21 protein-coding genes are annotated in these 19266 nt (G+C 62.9%); 15 read left to right on the plus strand and 6 right to left on the minus strand.

Annotated elements, in window-relative coordinates:
• Positions 1 to 7: 7 nt before the first annotated feature.
• Positions 8 to 817 carry a glycosyltransferase family 25 protein gene (locus tag NHF53_RS12225; protein ID WP_252834403.1) on the plus strand — a complete coding sequence of 270 codons (810 nt, stop codon included), beginning with the start codon at positions 8 to 10 and terminating at the stop codon, positions 815 to 817.
• Positions 818 to 823: 6 nt separating this feature from the next.
• On the opposite strand, the gene NHF53_RS12230 is transcribed toward NHF53_RS12225, so the two are convergent.
• The gene (locus tag NHF53_RS12230) at positions 824 to 1555 is read right to left on the minus strand and encodes a hypothetical protein (protein WP_252834404.1); all 732 of its coding nucleotides are present in this window, start codon (positions 1553 to 1555) and stop codon (positions 824 to 826) included.
• A gap of 223 nt (positions 1556 to 1778) precedes the next feature.
• On the opposite strand from NHF53_RS12230, the gene NHF53_RS12235 reads away from it, so the two are divergent.
• Together NHF53_RS12235 and NHF53_RS12240 are read left to right on the plus strand one after the other, a co-directional pair.
• Positions 1779 to 2360: a hypothetical protein gene (locus NHF53_RS12235; RefSeq protein WP_252834405.1), complete on the plus strand. Its 582-nt coding sequence runs from the start codon at positions 1779 to 1781 to the stop codon at positions 2358 to 2360.
• A 99-nt stretch (positions 2361 to 2459) separates the two neighbouring features.
• Complete coding sequence (locus tag NHF53_RS12240; protein WP_252834406.1) at positions 2460 to 3281, plus strand: polysaccharide pyruvyl transferase family protein; 822 nt, start codon at positions 2460 to 2462, stop codon at positions 3279 to 3281.
• A gap of 6 nt (positions 3282 to 3287) precedes the next feature.
• Here the strand turns inward: NHF53_RS12240 and NHF53_RS12245 are convergent, their stop codons facing one another.
• Positions 3288 to 4205, minus strand: a complete 918-nt coding sequence (locus NHF53_RS12245) for a hypothetical protein (RefSeq protein ID WP_252834407.1) — start codon at positions 4203 to 4205, stop codon at positions 3288 to 3290.
• A 2-nt stretch (positions 4206 to 4207) separates the two neighbouring features.
• Positions 4208 to 4675: an Lrp/AsnC family transcriptional regulator gene (locus tag NHF53_RS12250; protein ID WP_114361366.1), complete on the minus strand. Its 468-nt coding sequence runs from the start codon at positions 4673 to 4675 to the stop codon at positions 4208 to 4210.
• Between the two features lie 230 nt (positions 4676 to 4905).
• Between NHF53_RS12250 and trxB the strand changes: the two genes are divergently transcribed.
• From trxB to NHF53_RS12270, 4 genes are all read left to right on the plus strand, one after another.
• Positions 4906 to 5880: a thioredoxin-disulfide reductase gene (trxB, locus tag NHF53_RS12255; protein ID WP_252834408.1), complete on the plus strand. Its 975-nt coding sequence runs from the start codon at positions 4906 to 4908 to the stop codon at positions 5878 to 5880.
• A 20-nt stretch (positions 5881 to 5900) separates the two neighbouring features.
• The gene (locus NHF53_RS12260) at positions 5901 to 6797 is read left to right on the plus strand and encodes a LysR family transcriptional regulator VtlR (protein WP_114361804.1); all 897 of its coding nucleotides are present in this window, start codon (positions 5901 to 5903) and stop codon (positions 6795 to 6797) included.
• 350 nt (positions 6798 to 7147) lie between these two features.
• On the plus strand, positions 7148 to 7441 hold the full coding sequence (locus NHF53_RS12265) for a helix-turn-helix transcriptional regulator (RefSeq protein WP_252834409.1): 294 nt from the start codon (positions 7148 to 7150) through the stop codon (positions 7439 to 7441).
• A gap of 89 nt (positions 7442 to 7530) precedes the next feature.
• Positions 7531 to 8643 carry an alkene reductase gene (locus NHF53_RS12270; protein WP_252834410.1) on the plus strand — a complete coding sequence of 371 codons (1113 nt, stop codon included), beginning with the start codon at positions 7531 to 7533 and terminating at the stop codon, positions 8641 to 8643.
• Between the two features lie 44 nt (positions 8644 to 8687).
• On the opposite strand, the gene NHF53_RS12275 is transcribed toward NHF53_RS12270, so the two are convergent.
• Positions 8688 to 9701 (minus strand): NAD-dependent epimerase/dehydratase family protein, encoded by a 1014-nt coding sequence (locus NHF53_RS12275; protein WP_252834411.1) that lies wholly within the window; start codon positions 9699 to 9701, stop codon positions 8688 to 8690.
• A gap of 99 nt (positions 9702 to 9800) precedes the next feature.
• Between NHF53_RS12275 and NHF53_RS12280 the strand changes: the two genes are divergently transcribed.
• Positions 9801 to 10694, plus strand: coding sequence for a LysR family transcriptional regulator (locus tag NHF53_RS12280; protein ID WP_374591184.1), 894 nt, complete (start codon positions 9801 to 9803; stop codon positions 10692 to 10694).
• A 174-nt stretch (positions 10695 to 10868) separates the two neighbouring features.
• Here NHF53_RS12280 and NHF53_RS12285 read toward each other — a convergent pair whose 3' ends face one another.
• On the minus strand, positions 10869 to 11135 hold the full coding sequence (locus NHF53_RS12285; RefSeq protein WP_114361361.1) for a DUF2188 domain-containing protein: 267 nt from the start codon (positions 11133 to 11135) through the stop codon (positions 10869 to 10871).
• 336 nt (positions 11136 to 11471) lie between these two features.
• On the opposite strand from NHF53_RS12285, the gene NHF53_RS12290 reads away from it, so the two are divergent.
• Positions 11472 to 12671, plus strand: a complete 1200-nt coding sequence (locus NHF53_RS12290; protein WP_252834413.1) for an OpgC family protein — start codon at positions 11472 to 11474, stop codon at positions 12669 to 12671.
• A gap of 72 nt (positions 12672 to 12743) precedes the next feature.
• Here NHF53_RS12290 and NHF53_RS12295 read toward each other — a convergent pair whose 3' ends face one another.
• Positions 12744 to 13946, minus strand: coding sequence for a pyridoxal phosphate-dependent aminotransferase (locus NHF53_RS12295; protein WP_114361359.1), 1203 nt, complete (start codon positions 13944 to 13946; stop codon positions 12744 to 12746).
• 221 nt (positions 13947 to 14167) lie between these two features.
• Between NHF53_RS12295 and NHF53_RS12300 the strand changes: the two genes are divergently transcribed.
• The 6 genes from NHF53_RS12300 (at position 14168) to NHF53_RS12325 (ending at position 19231) form a co-directional block, all read left to right on the plus strand.
• On the plus strand, positions 14168 to 15097 hold the full coding sequence (locus NHF53_RS12300; protein ID WP_252834414.1) for an EAL domain-containing protein: 930 nt from the start codon (positions 14168 to 14170) through the stop codon (positions 15095 to 15097).
• A 303-nt stretch (positions 15098 to 15400) separates the two neighbouring features.
• Entirely contained in the window at positions 15401 to 15772 is a 372-nt protein-coding gene (locus NHF53_RS12305) for a hypothetical protein (RefSeq protein ID WP_252834415.1), read from the plus strand.
• A 101-nt stretch (positions 15773 to 15873) separates the two neighbouring features.
• Positions 15874 to 17022 carry a PQQ-dependent sugar dehydrogenase gene (locus NHF53_RS12310; RefSeq protein WP_252834416.1) on the plus strand — a complete coding sequence of 383 codons (1149 nt, stop codon included), beginning with the start codon at positions 15874 to 15876 and terminating at the stop codon, positions 17020 to 17022.
• A gap of 96 nt (positions 17023 to 17118) precedes the next feature.
• Entirely contained in the window at positions 17119 to 18009 is an 891-nt protein-coding gene (locus NHF53_RS12315; protein WP_252834417.1) for a DMT family transporter, read from the plus strand.
• 444 nt (positions 18010 to 18453) lie between these two features.
• Positions 18454 to 18669, plus strand: a complete 216-nt coding sequence (locus NHF53_RS12320) for a cold-shock protein (RefSeq protein ID WP_112690789.1) — start codon at positions 18454 to 18456, stop codon at positions 18667 to 18669.
• A gap of 148 nt (positions 18670 to 18817) precedes the next feature.
• Entirely contained in the window at positions 18818 to 19231 is a 414-nt protein-coding gene (locus NHF53_RS12325) for a BA14K family protein (RefSeq protein ID WP_252834418.1), read from the plus strand.
• Positions 19232 to 19266 lie beyond the last annotated feature (35 nt).

The following is a 19266-nucleotide window of genomic DNA, read 5'->3' on the forward strand; positions in this document are numbered from 1 at the left end:
CCCGACCATGGATGCGATCATCATCAATCTTGACAGGGCGACCGAGCGCATGGCCTTCCAGAAGGCTCAAATGGAGGCACTTGGGCTGACATACCGGCGTCTGCGGGCTTTCGATGCGGCAAGCGCTCCGGCGTTACGTCCGTCGACCTATTGGGACACCTGGGAACGCCCGCTCGTGGATGTCGAGAAGGCCTGCCTGCTCAGTCATCGCGCGGCTTGGGAAATGGTCGCGGCGAGCGACACGCCGTCCCTGATTCTCGAAGACGACGCGGTCCTTTCGAAGCGCGTCCCTGATCTTCTTGCCCGCCTGGAGAAACGGAACGGCATAGATCTGGTGACGCTGGAAGTGCGTGCCCGCAAGAAACTGGTGTCGAAGAGCCGCAGCGGGCTCCACACGGGCCTGCCGATCCGCAGGCTCTACCAGGACAGGACCGGCGCCGCCGCCTACGTGCTCTGGCCGGAAGGAGCACGAAAACTCCTGAAGAGAACCGCACGGAGAGCGGGACTTGCCGACGCCGTGATATGCGCCACCTATGAGCTGCAGGCCTTCCAGGCGGACCCGGCTCTCGCGCTCCAGATCGACCGCTGCCGCCATTACGGCATTGAGGAGCCCATCGCCACCCGGTCGGCGATCGACGCCGGCAAGAACGCAACGGAAGCCAATCCGCACAGGAAACTTGTCTTTCGGTTCCGCCGTGCCCTCGCGCAACTGCGCATGGGGCTTCGCCGCGTCGCCAAGGCTCCCGTTGCCGTCCGCCGCGAAATCATGCTCGACCCTCGCGACTTCGACCATCTGAGGGAACTCACGCGCGGATGATTGCGGCTACCACCAGCCGGTACGGTCGCGTCGATGCAGCGCCCGAAGGCGGGCAAACACGGTATCGTTGACCTGAAGGCGGTCATAGACCGTCTTCAGGATCATCCCGAGCACCCCGTCGTCGAATGCTTTCTCGAGCCGCCAGCGCATGTTGCGCAGCGTGTCGTCGGTTCCGACGGTGAAACACGAGAGGCCTTCGAAAAGCGGCACGAGCTCGGTTTGCAGGAGTTCGACCCTGTCGTCGACGACGGGATTGCCGGCAGCGGCCGTGATGAACCGCTCGGTCTCGTAGACCTTCACCGTATTGACCAGCAGCGACACGAGGAGCGCCGCGTTGCGCACGGCCCGGTCGCGATCATGATCTGCGAAGGTGTCCGCGGCGGAAACCAGCCAGCGGATGTTGAGATGTTCGCACAGGAACTCGGCCTCGCTTTCCCAAAGTTCCTTGAATTGGGCGAAGGTTTCCTTGACGCGGAACTCGCGACGCAGGAGGACGATGAGCTTGGCATGATGGTAGACGAGCTCCGACTGGCCCGAAAACTCGCGGCGCAGGTTGGCAAGATGCTCATCGAGCGATTTTTCCGAACCGCGCGTCTGTTGCTGCTCACCTCCCTCGACGATCGCCGCCTTCAGCACCGCGAAATCGACCTCGGTCGGCAGGTGCCGACGGGCACCCCACCGCTTGCGGTGCTGATTAAAGGAAAGGAAGCGTTCGAGCCCGGTTTTCTTGCGCGGCATGTGACCTTCTTTCGCAGCCGCGTCACCACATCTGGCGGCCTATCTGTGAATAGCAACAGCATCTTCGGATGGAAACAACAACCTTGACCGCTTCTTGACCCCGACAGACTTCCGGCCTTATCCACCGAAACACAGGCACTGAAGGGTTCAACCTATTGCGCCGGTCCCGATTCCATCGATAGCTTGCAACCAGTAACCGACACTCTTTTCCAGAATGGCGATCATGCTCGACAAGACAATCAAGACCCGATGGCTCAGCGCCAATTCATATGATGTGAAGTGGGGAGAGCGGAGCGGCGAATTGCTCTCCATGTTCCTCGATCACGAGAGCAAAGAAGAAAGGTGGACGTTTTCGGAGTACGGGTGCGGTCCCTACACCCCATTTCGAAAAATTGCCTCAACGCAATATGGATATCACGTAGACTGCTATGATTTGAAAAAATGGAGCGACGAAAATGAAGTCGTAGATTTGAATGAAGATGCGATTTCCGTCACGAAAAATTCCGTCGGGGTATTGAGCGGCGTTTGCGAGTACATGAACGATTTGGGAAAGACACTCGCGTTGCTGAGCGAATTCCATCAGTACTTCCTCCTCTCATATGGTCCCGTTCCTCTGTCGTCGGAGTTCCACGACGCAAAATACCTCAAAGAAATCCGGATCAGATCAACCAGCAGGGGCTGGCGCAATCATATGAACATGAAAGACCTCGTAGGCGTGGTTTCAGCGGTCGGCTACATAGCCGATATCAGAAGCTGGGATCGTCAGGTCCTGCTCTACATCAGAGGCTTCAACACCAACCTGTAGACGTGTATGCCCGCTGGAAGGCGGGGCCTGCCCCCCATGTCATAACGTGCATCACGACGGCGCCTTGATTGTCAGGACGGATGTTGCTCGGAGGAGCGAATGCGATTAACGAGACGACCGATCCGTCTGTTCTTCAGTCGCCGACGCAATGGCGCAACAAACTTCGGTGACGATATATCGCCGATCCTAGTGTCTCACATTACTGGCCGGGAGGTTCATCACGCAACCGTATCGCGGTGCGACTGGGCGGCGATTGGCAGCATCATCGAAATGATCGCCGAACGGCGCATCAAGCGCGTTCTGCACGGGCGCTTCCTTCCGATTCAGATATGGGGCTCCGGCTGCCTTCGTGGGGGCGACAATATCTCGCGCATTTTCACTAATGTGCTGGCTGTGCGAGGAGAGCACACAAGAGAGCGACTGGCCTGCCCTCGCGACTTGCCTCTCGGGGATCCTGGACTGCTGTTCAATCGATTGCACCAGCCCGCTTCAACCAAGCGCTACAAGTGGGGCATCACCGCGCATTATACCGACGCAGATTCACCGCTGCTCAAGAAGATCGTCGAGCAAACGCCCAATTCACTGCTGATCCCGCTCGACATCGATCCGATGGATACATTGAGGCTGATCGGCGAGTGCGAGCATATCGCGTCGTCCAGCCTGCATGGACTGGTCGCAGCTGACAGCTTTGGTATCCCAAACTGGCGTATAGCATTGGGCGACCGAATTGCCGGCGGCAACTACAAGTTTGAAGACTATGCAAGCGCAATTGGGCGAACAGCGCCCCAACGGCGACACCTGGACCAAAGTGGAAATCTGGACCTCTTGCTCAACGAAGGGTATCCTGACTTCAGCTATATGCAGTCAATCGAGGAAATCGCCGGCAGGCTCGAAAAGGTCTTGCTGTCCGCCGCCGTCTAGAGCATCTCATGCTCTGAAGATCGTCTCGATCCGGGCGTCGAAACTGAAGTCGTAGACCTTCAAAGCGGTCATGAAGCCCTCCGACAGATCGTCGCTTCCCCGCTCATTCTCGCGCTTCTTCGAACCATCGACGAAAGCCTTGAGGGAACGTGAGGCCTGTTTCTGGTCAATGAAGGGCCGCATCTTCTTTTGCCTGGGATAGTAAAGGACGCGGTCGCGCAGATCCCGCAGCCACGGTCGCGGGAAGCGAAAGATGCCGTCATTCATCCAGAGCGTCGAAAGATCCCGTTCCCGCGCTGTCTGAAACCACGCAAGTGTCAGCAGCACCTGATCCCATACATGCGGATTGGCCCGGCAAAGTTCGTTCCATCGATGCACGATGGCCCCCGCCCCCTCCGTCTTGTTCAGGTAGATCAAGCCCGACATGACATACCAACCGTGCCGCTGCACCGCCGAAAAGTCGAAGGGATTGTCGAACACGAAATAGGGCGTGCGCAGGATTTCCGCGTCGGCATCGACCCAGCAGATCGGCCCGTCGCTTTCCTGCCAGACGCGCTCGATGAAGGCGGCCTTGAGCCCGGTATTGGCGACCCAGCTGCCGCGAGACGGGATCGCTTCGATACGATGCGGCAGGCCGAAACGGTCCAGCGACAGCCTCAGACGTTCGGCGAGTGCTTCGTAGGGCGTGTCTGCGGTGAAATAGGAGACAAAAAGCGGCGGCTTTTCCCTTCGTCTTTCCGCAAGGGCGATGAGATCCTTCAGACCGGCCTCGGCATACCGATCGCCGTCATGCGGCCGGCGCACATGGGCGACGACATGTCCCGCACGACGGTCCGCCGAAGGGGTTCCCGTTTCCAGCCGGATCGCGCCGAGAAAAGCCTCGATCGCCGCTGCCGAATTGCCGAGCCGCACCAAACCTGTCACGTTCAGATCTCCACCAGCCCGAGCCGCTTCACCTGCCGGATGGTCAGCATGGTGCGGACGGTGTGGACGTGGTCGTTGGCCGTCAGCACCTCGATGACGAAGTCCTGGAACTTCGTGAGGTTCTCGGCGACGCAATGGAGCAGGAAGTCGCTGTCGCCGGAGACCATCCAGGCCTGGCGGACGAGCGGCCAGCTTTCCGTCGCGGCGGCGAAGGCCTTGAGGTTGCTTTCCGACTGGTGCTTGAGGCCGACCATGCAGAAGGCGACGAGGTCGAAGCCGAGCTTCGGCGCGTTGAGGAACGCGTGATATCCCTCGATAATGCCGGCCTCCTCGAGCTTGCGCACGCGGCGCAGGCAGGGTGGCGCGGAAATGCCGACGCGCTCGGAGAGCTCGACATTGGTGATGCGGCCGTCGCGTTGCAGCTCGCGGAGGATACGGATGTCGATGGCGTCCAGCTCGGCGCGGAACAAGGGAGAAACCTTCTCAGATGTGACTGCGCGGATATGTACCGCATTCCCGCGATTACGCAAGAATCAGTCCCCGCCAGGCACAATTATTGCCGTACGGTGTGGATGCCGTGCCGTTATTGCAAGGCTGACCTTGAATAAACGCATGGAGCAATCATAAATGGGGCGGCAGACATATGGCCCCGGTGCGAATCGATCGCTCATCCTCTGCGACATCCCTGAAAGGAACGACCATGACTGCCCGTCATACCAAGGTGTTGATCATAGGCTCCGGCCCGGCCGGCTACACCGCCGCGATTTATGCAGCGCGGGCCATGCTGAAACCCGTGCTGATTGCCGGCATGGAACAGGGCGGACAGCTGATGATCACGACCGACGTCGAGAACTATCCGGGGTTTGCCGATCCGATCCAGGGGCCGTGGCTCATGGAGCAGATGCTGAAACAGGCCGAACACGTGGGCGCCGAGATCGTCAACGACCTCGTGACCGAGGTCGACATGGACCACCGCCCCTTCACGGTACGCACCGATTCCGGCGCCGTCTGGACGGCCGATACGCTGATCATCGCGACCGGCGCCAAGGCGAAATGGCTCGGGATTGAAAGCGAGCAGCATTTCCAGGGCTTCGGCGTCTCGGCCTGCGCCACCTGCGACGGCTTCTTCTATCGCAACAAGGACGTGATCGTCGTCGGCGGCGGCAACTCGGCGGTCGAGGAGGCGCTTTATCTGTCGAACATCGCGAAGTCGGTGACGGTCGTCCACCGCCGCGATTCCTTCCGCTCGGAAAAGATCCTGCAGGAGCGCCTGTTTGCGAAGGACAACATCAAGGTCGTCTGGAACACGGAAGTGGAGGAGATCACCGGCGAGGCCGCAAAGCCGCCGATGCCGCCGTCCGTCACCGGTGTCCGCCTCAGGAACACGGTGACCGGCGCGGTCTCTGACATGGCGATCGACGGCGTCTTCGTCGCCATCGGCCATGCCCCGGCGGTCGAGCTCTTCAGGGACAAGCTGAAGCTCAAGTCCAACGGCTATCTCTGGACGGCCCCTGACTCCACTGCGACCAGCGTCGAAGGCGTCTTCGCCGCCGGCGACGTGACCGACGACGTCTACCGCCAGGCGATCACCGCCGCCGGCATGGGCTGCATGGCCGCTCTCGAGGCCGAGCGCTACTTGACGGCCGTCTCCACCCGAGCCGAAGCGGCGGAGTGATCATGATGAGAGGCGGCGGAATGCCACTGGACTGGGACAAGCTGCGCATTTTTCATGCGGCAGCGGAGGCAGGCTCGTTCACGCATGCGGCGGACAAGCTGCATCTGTCCCAGTCGGCGATCAGCCGCCAGGTCAGCGCGCTGGAACAGGAAGTCGGCGTCAAGCTCTTCCACCGCCACGCGCGCGGCCTCATCCTCACCGAGCAGGGCGAGCTCCTCTACCGCACCGCCCACGACGTGCTGCTGAAGCTCGAGACGGTGAAGATGCAGCTCACCGAGACGACGGAGAAGCCGAGCGGCAAGCTCCGCGTCACGACGACGGTCGGCCTCGGCCAGGGCTGGCTCACCGACAAGATCCAGGAGTTCCTGCAACTCTATCCCGACATGTCGATCCAGCTCATCCTCGACAACGAGGAGCTGGACGTGAACATGCGCCATGCGGACTGCGCGATCCGCCTGCGCCAGCCGCAGCAGTCGGATCTGATCCAGCGCAAGCTCTTCACCGTGCACATGCACGTCTACGCGGCCCCCTCCTATATCAACCGCTACGGCGAGCCCCAGTCGATCGAGGACCTCGACAACCACCGCATCATCACCTTCGGCGAACCCGCGCCGATCTACCTGCTCGACGTCAACTGGCTGGAAGTCGCCGGCCGCACCTCCGATAACCCGCGCCAGCCGCACCTGCAGATCAACAGCCTCACTTCGATCAAGCGCGCCTGCTTGCTCGGGATCGGCATCGCGATGCTGCCGGACTATATCGTCGGCCGAGATCCCGGCCTGCTGCAGCTCGTGACTGGCGCGGACGTGCCGTCCTTCGATACCTATTTCTGCTATCCGGACGAGATGAAGAACGCGGCGAAGCTGAAGGCCTTCCGTGATTTCATCGTGGCGAAGGCCCGAAACTGGAACTTCTAATTCGCGCGGTGCGTGCGGATTTTGCAAGGTCTGCAACATGTGCATGCCAGACATGCATTATAATGCATTGTTCACTGCACAAATAACGACCATATCGCACATAGCTGATGCACATGGTGGCTTTTCCTCCCAGTTCCACCGCAGCAGCTGTTCCCCTCTGGAGGTTTTTTTGACCTTCACACTTATAGGGCCCTGGAGCGATCCGGTGGCCCTCTTTTTTTGTCCTTTTCCGCTCCCCTTCGGGGCTGGCGCTATCTCGTATTTTCGAAATATATCGCATTCGCAGGTGTTGATTCTCGGGCGCAGGCTCATATGTCAACGCGGGAGACGCGGAAAGGGAAACGACGGAAATGAACCTCGACGAAGTCCTCAAGGCGCTTGCTCATCCGGCCAGGATCGAAATGCTGACCTGGCTGAAGAATCCGCATGACCACTTCGAGAGCCAGCAGCATCCCTTCGACATCGGGGTGAGCGCCGGGCAATTCGAGCGGTGCGGGCTTTCGCAGTCGACCGTCTCGGCGCATCTTTCGACGCTGCAGAGGGCGGGCCTGCTCTCCTCCACCCGTGTCGGCCAGTGGGTTTTCTACAAGCGCAACGAAGAAACCATCGGCGCGTTCCTCAGCGCCCTTGCCTCGAAACTCTGATTCCTGCCATTCTCCCCTCGCGACGGTCGTCCCGCCCTCCTCCCATCGGCGGATGAGCCGCCTCCTTCCGTTCCGAAAGGCATCATCCCATGACCACGCTCTTTGATCCGATCCAGCTCGGAGATATGCACCTGCCCAATCGCGTCGCGATGGCGCCGCTCACCCGCAACCGTTCGCCGGGTGCAATCCCGAACGACCTCAACGTCACCTATTACGTGCAGCGCGCGACGGCGGGCCTGCTGATCAGCGAAGGCACCGCGATCACCCAGCAGGGCCAGGGCTACGCCCAGGTACCGGGCCTCTACAAGCCGGAGGCGCTCGCCGGCTGGCGGAAGGTGACCGACGCCGTTCACCAGGCCGGCGGCCACATCGCCGTCCAGCTCTGGCACGTGGGCCGAGTCTCCCACACCTCCTTGCAGCCGGGTGGCGGCGCACCGGTCGCCCCCTCCGCGATCCGCGCCAAGTCGAAGACCTACATCATCGGTGAGGACGGCAGCGGCACCTTTGCCGACACGTCCGAGCCGCGGGCGCTCGAACTTTCGGAAATCCCCGGCATCGTCGAGGACTACCGCCGCGCCGCCCGTGACGCGATCGATTGCGGTTTCGACGCGGTCGAGGTTCACGGCGCCAATGGCTACCTGATCGACCAGTTCCTGCGCTCCGGCACCAATCACCGCACCGACGCCTATGGCGGATCGATCGAGAACCGCGTCCGCTTTGCGCTGGAGGTCGTCGCTGCCGTGACGAAGGAAATCGGCGGCAAGCGTACCGGCATCCGCATCTCGCCGGTGACACCGTCCAACGACGCCTCCGACCCGGACCCGCAGCCGCTCTTCAACCATCTCGTCGAACAGTTCGCGGCGTTCGACCTCGCCTTCATCCATGTGATCGAAGGTGCAACCGGCGGCGATCGCGATTTCCGTCAGGGCGACAAGCCCTTCGACTGGGCCGGACTGAAGGCCGCCTATCGCAGCAAGGGCGGCAAGGCCGTCTGGATGGTCAACAACGCCTATGACCGCGACAGCGCCATGGCCGCGGTGGCGAGCGGTTATGCAGAGATGGTCTCCTTCGGCCGCGAATACATCGCCAACCCGGATCTCGTGCGCCGGCTGCAGGAAAACGCCGAACTCAACACGCCGAACCGCGCCACCTTCTACGGCGGCGGCGCCGAAGGCTATACGGACTACCCCTTCCTCCCCTGAGAAGGGCATGCCCCGCAGCGTCAGTTGCCGGGCAACCGAAATGCTCAACCGCGGGCGGCGACGAGCCGCCCGTCCGCCTGCTGTCGGCTTGGCAGGCAGCCGAGGCTTGCCAGCGTCTCGGTGACCGCCAAATCGAGTGGCGTGTGCGGTTCAGCACCGAGCACCTTGACGAGACGCCGGTTGCTCATCCGCAGCGGCACCTGCCAGAGATAGCGCATCTCCATGATCTCCCGGAAGAGCGGGACGAAGGGCGCGGCAAGACGCACGAAGAGCCACGGGAAGCGCCGGATCGGCAGCCTCGGGTCACCGACGACGCGGCGGATCGCTTCGGCAAGCTGCAGGCCGTCCGCATCGAAGACGCCCTCCATATGAAACCGTGCGAACGTCGGCAGACCGTCGGCGCGCTCGACGAGCTGCATCATCGTTTCCGCAACATCCGGCAGATAGGCCCACTGGTGACCGATGCCGGGCGCTCCCGGAAGTGTGACCACCTTCAGCGGCGCCCCGGGCTTGACGAGTCCCAGGGCGAACCAGTTGTTTCCGGCGCCGGGTCCGAAGAAGTCCCCTGCCCTGACGATGATCACCGGCACGCCCTCTGCCGCAGCGGCTTCGAGACGCTCTTCGAGCGCGACGCGAATCTTGCCCTTCACGGTCGCCGGCCGCTGCGGGCTGTCCTCGTCGAGGACCGGGAAGGCGTCGGGACCGAAATTGTAGACGTTGCCGGGCATCAGAATGCGCGCACCGGCCGCCTTCGCCGCAGCGATTGTGTTGTCGATCATCGGCAGCACCAGACGCGCCCAGTCGCGATAGCCGGGCGGATTGACGGCATGCACGATCAGTGACACGCCTTCCGCCGCGGCAACGACGTCGGTGCGGTTCATGGCATCGCCCTGCCGCCAGTCGATCGAGGGATCGCGCGCCGCCATCGCCGCGGCATTCCTGTGCAGCGCGCGGACGCGGTAACCGCGGGCGGCGAGCTTCGCAGTCATGGCACTACCGATGCTTCCCGTTGCGCCGAGAACCAGCGCGACGGGTCGTGAAATCAGTTCCTCGGTCATCATCCTGCTCCGTGTGTCGTCGAGATGAGCGAAGCATGCGTCACGGCAGAGACATACGGAATTGCGATATTTCGTTCATCGGCTATACATATTTGCATGATGAAGGAAACCGAAAGCTGGGACCACTACCGCACCTTTCTCGCCGTACTGGAGGAAGGGTCGCTCTCCGGCGCCGCCCGCGCCCTCGGCCTCACGCAGCCGACGGTCGGGCGCCACATGGACGCGCTTGAGGCCGCAAGTGGCGCGCCGCTCTTCCTGCGTACGCCGCGGGGCCTGCTGCCGACCGAGACGGCACTGCAGATGAAACGCCACGCCGAGACGATGGCCGCCACCGCCGCGGCATTGGCGCGGGTAGCAAGTGCGGCGCCGGGCGAGGTAAAGGGCACCGTGCGCATCAGTGCCAGCGAGGTGATCGGGGTCGAAGTGCTGCCGCCGATCCTCGCCGAGCTTCAGGAGAGCCATCCGGGACTTTCGGTCGAACTCTCGCTCTCCGACGCGGTGGAGGATCTGCTGCGCCGGGAAGCCGACGTCGCGGTGCGCATGACCGCGCCCCGGCAGGAGATGCTCCTCAGCCGGCACGTCGGCGCGATCCCGCTCGGCTTCTACGCCCACAGGCGCTACCTCGCCCGCCACGGCACACCCGCAAGCCTGAAAGACCTTGCCGGCCACCGGTTGATCGGCTTCGACCGGGAACTCGCCTATGTGCGCGCACTGCTGCGGGAGAAGCCGGATTTCGCAGCACTCGATTTTTCCTTCCGCACCGACAGCAACCTTGCCCAACTGGCGGCGATCCGCGCCGGCATCGGCATCGGCATGTGCCAGACGGGGCTCGCCCGCCGCGACAAGGATCTTGTCGGGTTGCTTGCCGGAGCGCTCGACCTGAAGCTCGAGACCTTCGTCGTCATGCATGAAGACCTGAAGACGACGCCGCGATTCCGGGTCACCTTCGACGCGCTTGTTAACGGGCTGCTCGCCTATATCGCCGAAAAATAGCGGTCAGATCCGGGCGTGGGTGCAGAACCCCACCGCCTCGGAAGACGCTGTCATCGGGGATGAGCTGATGCCGCCATCTCCTTGATACAGCTCGATGGAAAGACCGAAGCGCCACGGCGATCGTGGCGTCGTCCGCCGCAGGACTGAGGGCACCGAAACAGGTCGCCGGCGAGCTTAAACCGAAGCCTCGCCGGGACGAAACCGGTCTATGATCTCGACCTCCGGCCGGTCGCCGCCGTCGCTGTACTCTTCGCGCCACTTGCCGGACTCGTCCTGGTAGCTGATCTCGACCGGCTCGTCGCCGACCTGCTGCTCCTGGACCACGATACGGACAGCTTCGAGCGCCTCGTCATGGCTGGCGAAGGTCTCGGAATAGACATCACCAAGCTTGTACGCCCATCCACCGTCGTGCGGCACGATTTCGTAGGTGACCTTGACCATGCATGTCTCCTGGATGCGTTTTCTCGCCCACGGCACTATCTCATCAAAGCCGCCGATCTGCAAATTGCGGGGGCGGCACGAGGATCATGATACGCCGAAAAGGCTATGTCCGGAACACCTTGCAAAATGCCTGCGGCGGTACGACGCCCCTTTCTTCACGAGGCGCTCCGGGAAACGAGATCACTTCCGCGCGAGCTTCCGAAACCTTCGGTCCGCACCGGCCGTTTCTTCGGCCATTCCTTGCAGCCACCGGCGTGCTGCGCCGCAATCTGACCAAAATGCGCGACAACAACGCTTCCGCGCGGGATGGGGCGAAGCAAGTCGGGAGCACGGCTATTGAAGAGACTGGACCTCATCGACGGCATGCGAGGCTACTTCCTCGTCTTCATGCTGCTCAACCATCTGGTTTTCGCCGGCGGGCTGTGGCTTGTCCAGATCAATCACCGCAACCTCGCCTTCGTCGAGGACGCCCAGGGCTTCGTCTTTCTTTCCGGGCTGCTGTGCGGGATGGTCTACGCACGCAAGATGCTGAAGAGCGGCTATGCCGCCGGTCGCGACGGGCTTTGGGCGCGCGCCCTCGAACTCTATCGCTACGCTATGGGTATCGTGCTCGTCATACTTCTGCTGCAGCACCTGCTGCCGGGCGCAGCGGCAATCTGGAAGGACTGGCTCGGCGGCACCCGGTTCGACGATCCGCTGCGACTCGGCACGATCGCGGCCTTCTTGTTCCAGCCGACCTTCATGGACATCCTGCCGCAATACATCGTCTACATGGCCGTGGCGCCGGTCGTGATCCGGCTCTGCCTCGACGGCCGCTGGCGGACCGTCGCCATCACCTCGCTGCTGGTCTGGATGACCGGCCAGCTCGGCCTGCATCGCCTCGTCACCTATCCGCTCGACGGCTGGCTCGGCGCCACGCCACAGAAGGAAGGCATCCGCGCGAGCTTCAACCTGCTCGGCTGGCAGATCGTCTTCTTCACCGGGATCATCGCCGGCACGCTGACCTCGACGAAGAAGGTGGATTGGAAGGAGGTCTTTCGTCCCGACCAGACTTTTCTCGCCAAGATGTCGCTCGCCGTCTGCCTCTTCTTCCTGCCGCTGAGGCTCCTGACAGCGCATGACCTGATGCCCGGTTTCGTTCTCGAGAAGTTCGGACTGATGGAGATCCGCGCCGATTTCGGACCGGTCTACCTGCTGAACTTCGCCGCCGCTGCCTATGGCGTCGCCTGGCTGCTGATCGCCGGTCCCCGCCATCACCGGGCGGTGATCCGCCGGATCGCGTCGATGCTGGCCGGCCTCTTCTCGCTGAATTATCTGCAGCTCCTCGGGCGGCATTCCCTGCAGATCTACGTCTGGCACGTGCTGATCGTCTACGTGATCTTCTATCTCGACGGACGCACCGGCGAATTGACCCAGTTCACCAAGACGGTGATCGCGCTCGGCGCGCTGGCGCTGCTCAGCCTGCCGGCCCTCTGGCGGGAGCGCGACCGCTTCCTCGGCCCGCCCTCGAGCCCGGCGCCGAGCGTCGCAGGCTGAGGCGCCTATACTCCAAAGAAAAAGGGCGGAGCCACGAGGCCCCGCCCTTTCCGGTTCTTATCGTCCGGCCGATTACTTGCAGTCGGCGCAGAAGCGCTGGATGCGGCGGCAGGCTTCCTCGAGCTTGTCGTTCGAGGTCGCGTAGGAGACGCGGAAGTTCGGCCCGAGGCCGAAGGACGAGCCGTGAACAGTCGCAACCCCTTCGGTCGCGAGCAGTTCCATGACGAAGTCCTCGTCGGTCGCGATGACCTTGCCCGACGGAGCCTTCTTGCCGATCAGCGCCGCGCAGGACGGATAGACGTAGAAAGCGCCTTCCGGCTTCGGGCAGACGAGGCCGTTCGCCTGGTTCAGCATGGAGACGACCAGGTCGCGGCGCTCCTCGAAGGCCTTCTTGCTCATCGGAATGAAGTCCTGCGGGCCGTTGAGCGCCTCGACGGCGGCCCACTGGGCGATCGAGCAGGCACCGGAGGTCTGCTGACCCTGGATCATGTCCATCGCCTTGATGAGCTCAATCGGGCCGGCGGCGTAGCCGATACGCCAGCCGGTCATCGCATAGGCCTTGGAAACGCCGTTCATGGTGAGCGTGCGGTCGTAGAGGCCGGGTTCCACCTGCGCCGGGGTGTAGTAGACGAAATCGCCGAACACGAGATGCTCGTACATGTCGTCCGTCAGTACCCAGACGTGCGGATGCCGCATCAGGACGTCGGTCAGCGCCTTGAGTTCGTCATAGCTGTAGGCAGCACCCGACGGGTTCGACGGCGAGTTGAACATGAACCACTTGGTCTTCGGCGTGATCGCCTTTTCCAGCTGTTCGGCCGTCAGCTTGAAATTGTTCTCGATCGTCGTCTCGACGAAGACCGGCGTGCCGCCGCACAGCGCAATCATTTCCGGGTAGGACACCCAGTAAGGCGCCGGGATGACGACTTCATCCCCCGGATTGATCGTCGCCATGAAGGCGTTGAAAAGAATCTGCTTTCCGCCCGTGCCGACGATCGTCTGGCTTGGCTTGTAGTCCAGCCCGTTCTCGCGCTTGAACTTGGCGGCAATCGCCTCGCGCAGCGGCTGGATACCCGAAACCGGCGTGTACTTCGTCTCGCCGCGCTGGATGGCCGCGATGGCCGCATCCTTGATATTCTGCGGCGTATCGAAATCCGGCTCGCCGACCGACAGCGAAATCACATCCTTACCCTGGGCTTTGAGGTCCCGGGCCATCTGCGTGACGGCAATGGTCGCGGAAGGCTTGATGCGCGAAAGGGCGTCGGCGAGAAATGCCATGATTTGTGTGTCCTGAAGCTGTTGAACGGGGGAACCTCGTGGTGCAGGGCTCCAGGTTCAAGTTCTATGGCGAAATCACTCCGCTGTTTCAAGCCCAATCCGGCGTCAGAGCCGGGAAAACGCAAGGCCGGCGGACGTGCCGCGCAATTAATCGGCAGGTAAGCCTTCCGCGATAGAACGGAGGCATGCGTGCAGAATTTCATCCGTGCGGGCCGTTCTGAATGACCACAGCGAGCATCTTCAACAACCTGGTCCGGGGCGAGGACGGCGCGTGGTCGACCGTCTACGGTCCATTTGTTCTCAGGTGCGCGCTGCAACCGGTCTTCCGCCGGCTCTCCCCGAAGGTGCTCGACATCCATTCGTTCCAGGGTCTGGTGCGCGCGGAACGCAATGGCGAGCCCTTCGCGCCGGCGCACTTCTTCCCGCTGGTCGAGCCGAACGACCTCCCGGAAATCGAAAGCCTGCTGCGGACCATCCACATCCTGAATGCCGGCCTGCTGCACAGAAAGCGGGCCATGGCGCTCGTCAGCTTCAACCCGGCGCTCTATCCGGACCCGACGCGCCTGCGCGTCGAATTCGACCGCATTCGTCTGGCAAGCCACAGTGCCGGGCTCGAACCCGGCCGCGTCATCTGCGACATCTCCGGTGCATCCGGGATCGAACTTCCACGGCTGACGCGCCACGTCGAGCGCCTCAAGGAAGCCGGCTTCCGCGTTTCGCTCACCGACCATGGCGCCGGCGACACCGACATCGAGCGGGTCCGCACGCTGCGGCCCGACTTCGTGCGGCTCGACGGCGACTGGGTGCGCGACTACATGCACAATTCCGCGGGCTTCGCACTGCTGCGCGTGGTCGTGCGGCAACTCTCCGAGCACGGCACAGAGACGATCCTCGAACGCCTCGAAGAGATCTGGCAGGTCGACCTCTGCGAGGAACTCGGCGTGTCGCTGATGCAAGGCTATGCGCTCGCAAGGCCCGAAATCGCGCCCACGAACTTCAACGCGGAATATCCCGAGATCATCCTTCCGCTCGCCGGCCGCCACCCGGACCTGCCGGCCCCGGCGCAGACGGCGATCCCTGCGACGACCCAGCCCGCCGCGAAGGCGGGTCCCCAGCGGACCACGCCCGTCTTCGGCAAGCGCCGCAGCTGACGACGGCGACCGGCGCGCGGCGTTGACGAAGCGTTAAGCTTGCCGCGCAATTGCCGCGGAAAGACACACCGACGCCACATTCCCGTCCCGGAGATGTCCACAAAGGCGGCGCACTATCCGAATGGATCCGGCAAACAGGACGTCGGAGTCTGCGAGAATACCAGCTTCCCATTTCCGACGCCCGTCTGCCGTCCGCCGTGTCGGCCGAGCTTCGTGACCGGGAGGCAAGATGCGTCCCCGAGGGCTTCAGTCATGCTGATCGACAACGAAGGAAAGACCGCACGCAAGAGAACGCGTGCGGGTATGACAACCGTTCTTCTCACCGCAGTCCTCCTGCTTCCATCCGGGGTGGGCCTTGCCGGGACGCCCGCGCGCGCCGCCATGCAGGTAACCGTTGCACAGGCGGCTCCCGCGCCTCCGGGGCCGAGCACCCCCGCCCCGCCCTCCGCCGGCATCACCGAGGCGCCGGAGCCCGACATCTCGCCACTCACCACCGGCTCGATCACGCCGGCCATCCGGCCGCAGAGCGCCGGTGTCATGGGGTCGATCGACCGGCGCCTGCTGATGGCGCTGATGATGATCGGCTTCGTCGGGATGGCATCGGCCAGCGTCTCCCTGTGGCGCCGCAGCATTCGTGATTTCATCCAGGCAGAGCGGAAACGCCGCGGCCGATAGAGCGCGCCGCCGGCTCTTCGCCGACGACGATCTTGCCAATCGGCCAGAGCTCTCCAATATTCGGGATGGAGGAAGCGACAACGGCGGGAATGGGAGGCGTCATGCACATCAGGCGATCGTTCGACACGCGAATACTCGTAGCGGTCCTGCCGCTGCTCGGCTTCGGCGCTTCCTCCTCCTTCGCCGAGGAGTATCCCTCGCAGAAGGCCGAGCTGGAGGTCACGAAGATCGCCGGCGGCCTCGACCATCCATGGGCCGTCGAAGTCCTGCCGGACGGGGCCTATATCGTCACCGAGCGACCGGGACGCCTGCGGATCATCCGCGACGGCAAGGTCGGCGAGCCGATCTCCGGTCTGCCGAAGGTCTACGCCGAAGGGCAAGGCGGCCTTCTCGATGTCGCCCTCGCGCCCGACTTTTCCCGCAGCCGCAAGCTCTACTTCACCGCTTCCATCCCCGGCCCCGGCGGACAGGGCACCGCACTCTTCAGCGCCACCCTGTCACAGAACGAGGATCGCCTGGAGAACCTTGCCAAGATCTTCCAGATGAACCGCTTCACGGAAACCGATGTCCACTTCGGCTCGCGGATCGCCATCGCCGCCGACGGCAGCCTCTTCTTCGGCATCGGCGAGCGGGGCGAGATGGACCGTGCGCAGGACCCGCGCGACCATGCCGGCTCCATCCTCCACATCGAGCCGGACGGGAGCATCCCGCAGGACAACCCCTTCGCCAGAAGCGAGACGGCCGCCCATGAAATCTGGTCGATCGGCCACCGCAATCCCCAGGGAACCGTCATCGATCCCGCGGACGGAAAGCTCTTCGTGGTCGAGCACGGTGCCCGCGGCGGCGACGAAATCAACGCCGTGACCGCCGGCAAGAACTACGGCTGGCCGGTGATCGCCTACGGCAAGCACTATTCCGGCGCGGAGATCGGTATCGGGCAGGCGGCAGAAGGCTACGAACAACCGATCTACTACTGGGATCCGTCGATCGCGCCGGGCGCCATCGACGTTTATCACGGCAGGATGTTCCCCGAATGGGAGGGAAATTTCCTCGTCGCCGCGCTCAAATACCAGTTGCTCGCGCGCATCGAGCGCGACGACAGCGGCACGCCCGCCCACGAGGAACGATTGTTCGAGGGGGAATTCGGCAGGCTGAGAGACGTCAAGGTCGCGCCCGACGGTGCGGTGCTGCTGGTGACCGACGAGGACGACGGCACACTTCTGCGGGTTTCCCGCGCCGGCGCGCCCTGACCCTCGCGGCTTGCCTGCCGCCGGCGCTTGCTGCCTGGGAGACCTCCTGATAACTCTTGCCGCCTTCGAACCTCCCCGAGAGAAAGCCTGTCCGCGATGTCACGAATTCAGGCCAACCTGATCTTGCTGCTTGCCGCCGCCATCTGGGGTGGCGGTTTCGTCGCGCAATCGAGCGCCATGGACATGCTTGGGCCGAACTGGTTCAACGGCATTCGCTTCGGCCTCGCCTTCCTCGCCGTCGTCCCGTTCGCCTGGCGCGAGGCAAAGAATGCCGCGCGGCCGCTGGCAGCCGGCGACATCGGCGCATTCGTGGTTATTGGCGCCGTCCTCTTCGCCGCCCAGACGTTGCAGCAGATCGGCATCAAGACGACGACCGTCACCAATGCGAGCTTCCTCACCGGGCTCTACGTCGTCCTGGTCCCTGCGATCGCGGTGTTGATCCTGCGCCGCAAACCGCACTGGATCATCTGGCCCGCGGCGGTGTTGACGCTCGTCGGCATCCTGCTCCTGAGCGGCGGCTCCCTCTCCGGCCTGACGGACGGCGACCTCCTGATCATGGTCTGCGCCGTGCTCTTCGCCGTCCAGATCACCCTGACGCCGATCGCAGTCGGGAGGAGTGGCAGGCCGCTCGCGCTGGCGGCCCTCCAGTTCGGCGTCTGCGCGCTGGGCGGCAGCCTCGGCGGCGCGATCCTCGAGCCGATCACGGTCGATGCCATAACGGGTTCGCTCACCGAAATCCTCTATGCGGGCCTCCTCTCTTCCGGGCTCGCCTTTGTCCTCCAGATCATCGGTCAGCGCTACACGACGGCGCCGCAGGCGGCGATCTTCCTTTCATCCGAGGCCCTCTTCGGAGCGCTCTTCGGCGCCATCCTGATGGGTGATTCGCTTCCGGTGATCGGCTACGCCGGATGTGCGATCATGTTTGCGGCGATGCTGATGGTTGAACTCGTGCCGGAGCTGACGCGCCGCAGGGTAGCGACCGCCTGAAAAGGTGCGCGTCGGGTATGCGATTCTTGGCACTCCGGCGAAGGAAGTGCTGCCCGCGTGATATAACCCTTTTGGGCTAGCCCGCGAAAACTCGTAAAAATGACGAAGGATTTCAATGAAATCCCATAAAACCTTATGGCTACAATGCGTTGGTCGTCGTCGTCCAAAAAGTTTCGCTTGCCAATCTTTTATAAAGAAAGCACTGTTGCGCCGTTCGGGCAGTTTTACGAGCACGGGAAGACCTTAGAACCAATGCGCTCCGGATGCGCAAAAGATATCCGGGCAGCCGAGCGGCGAAGCGGTCGACAGGACTGGTTCGGCGTTTTTTGGTTGTTTAAGAGGGGTTCCTTTCCTCCTGCGTCAAGACGCGCCTGCACCACTCCGAATTGGGGTGAACTTGCAATGCTGCCCGCGATTTCGGGCAGAGAGAAAAGGACCTGACGCATGGCCGAGACTGGCATTGTAAAATTCTTCAATACCGACAAGGGCTTCGGCTTCATTAAGCCCGACAACGGTGGCGCGGACATCTTCGTCCACATTTCCGCCGTTCAAGCTTCCGGACTGACCGGTCTGAGCGAAAACCAGAAAGTAAGCTTCGACACCGAGCCGGACCGTCGCGGCAAGGGCCCGAAGGCAGTCAACCTGCAGATCGCAGGCTGATCTTCACGACGGCTTTCGTCTTCGCGTAGCGGCCCGGCATAACTGCCGGGTTTTTTTGTTCAGCTTGCGTTCAGGTCGGCTGCGTTAACTATTCCTCATCGTCGGAAAGACAGTGCGACGAGAGTCGCAGACGCAGGAAGGCAACGCCATGACCAAGTTCGCAAAATTCACCCTCTTGTCGGCAGCGGTTGCGACCGTCGTGGTGTCGGCTTCGAGCCCCGCCCTGGCCGGTCATCGCCACCACCGCAACGATGCCGCGATCATCGCAGGCGTCGTCGGGCTGGCAGCCGGTGTTGCCGCCGGCAGCGCGCTGGCAAGCCAGCCGCGTTACGTCGAGCCGGACCCGGTCTATGTCGAGCGTCCGCCGGTCTACGTCGAGCCCCAGCCGGCCTATGTGGACGAATATCCGCGAGCACCCCGCCGCACCTACGTCACCTATGATCTCGAGCCCTGGTCGCCGCAGTGGTACCGCTACTGCTCTGACCGCTACCGCAGCTTCAACCCGCGCTCCGGCACCTATGTCGGCTATGACGGCCGCGAGCACTTCTGCACCGCCGGCTGATCTGCGATCCCAAGCCTTGAATGCCCGATGCGCCG

Source organism: Ciceribacter sp. RN22, from assembly GCF_024054295.1.
GTDB lineage: Bacteria > Pseudomonadota > Alphaproteobacteria > Rhizobiales > Rhizobiaceae > Allorhizobium > Allorhizobium lividum.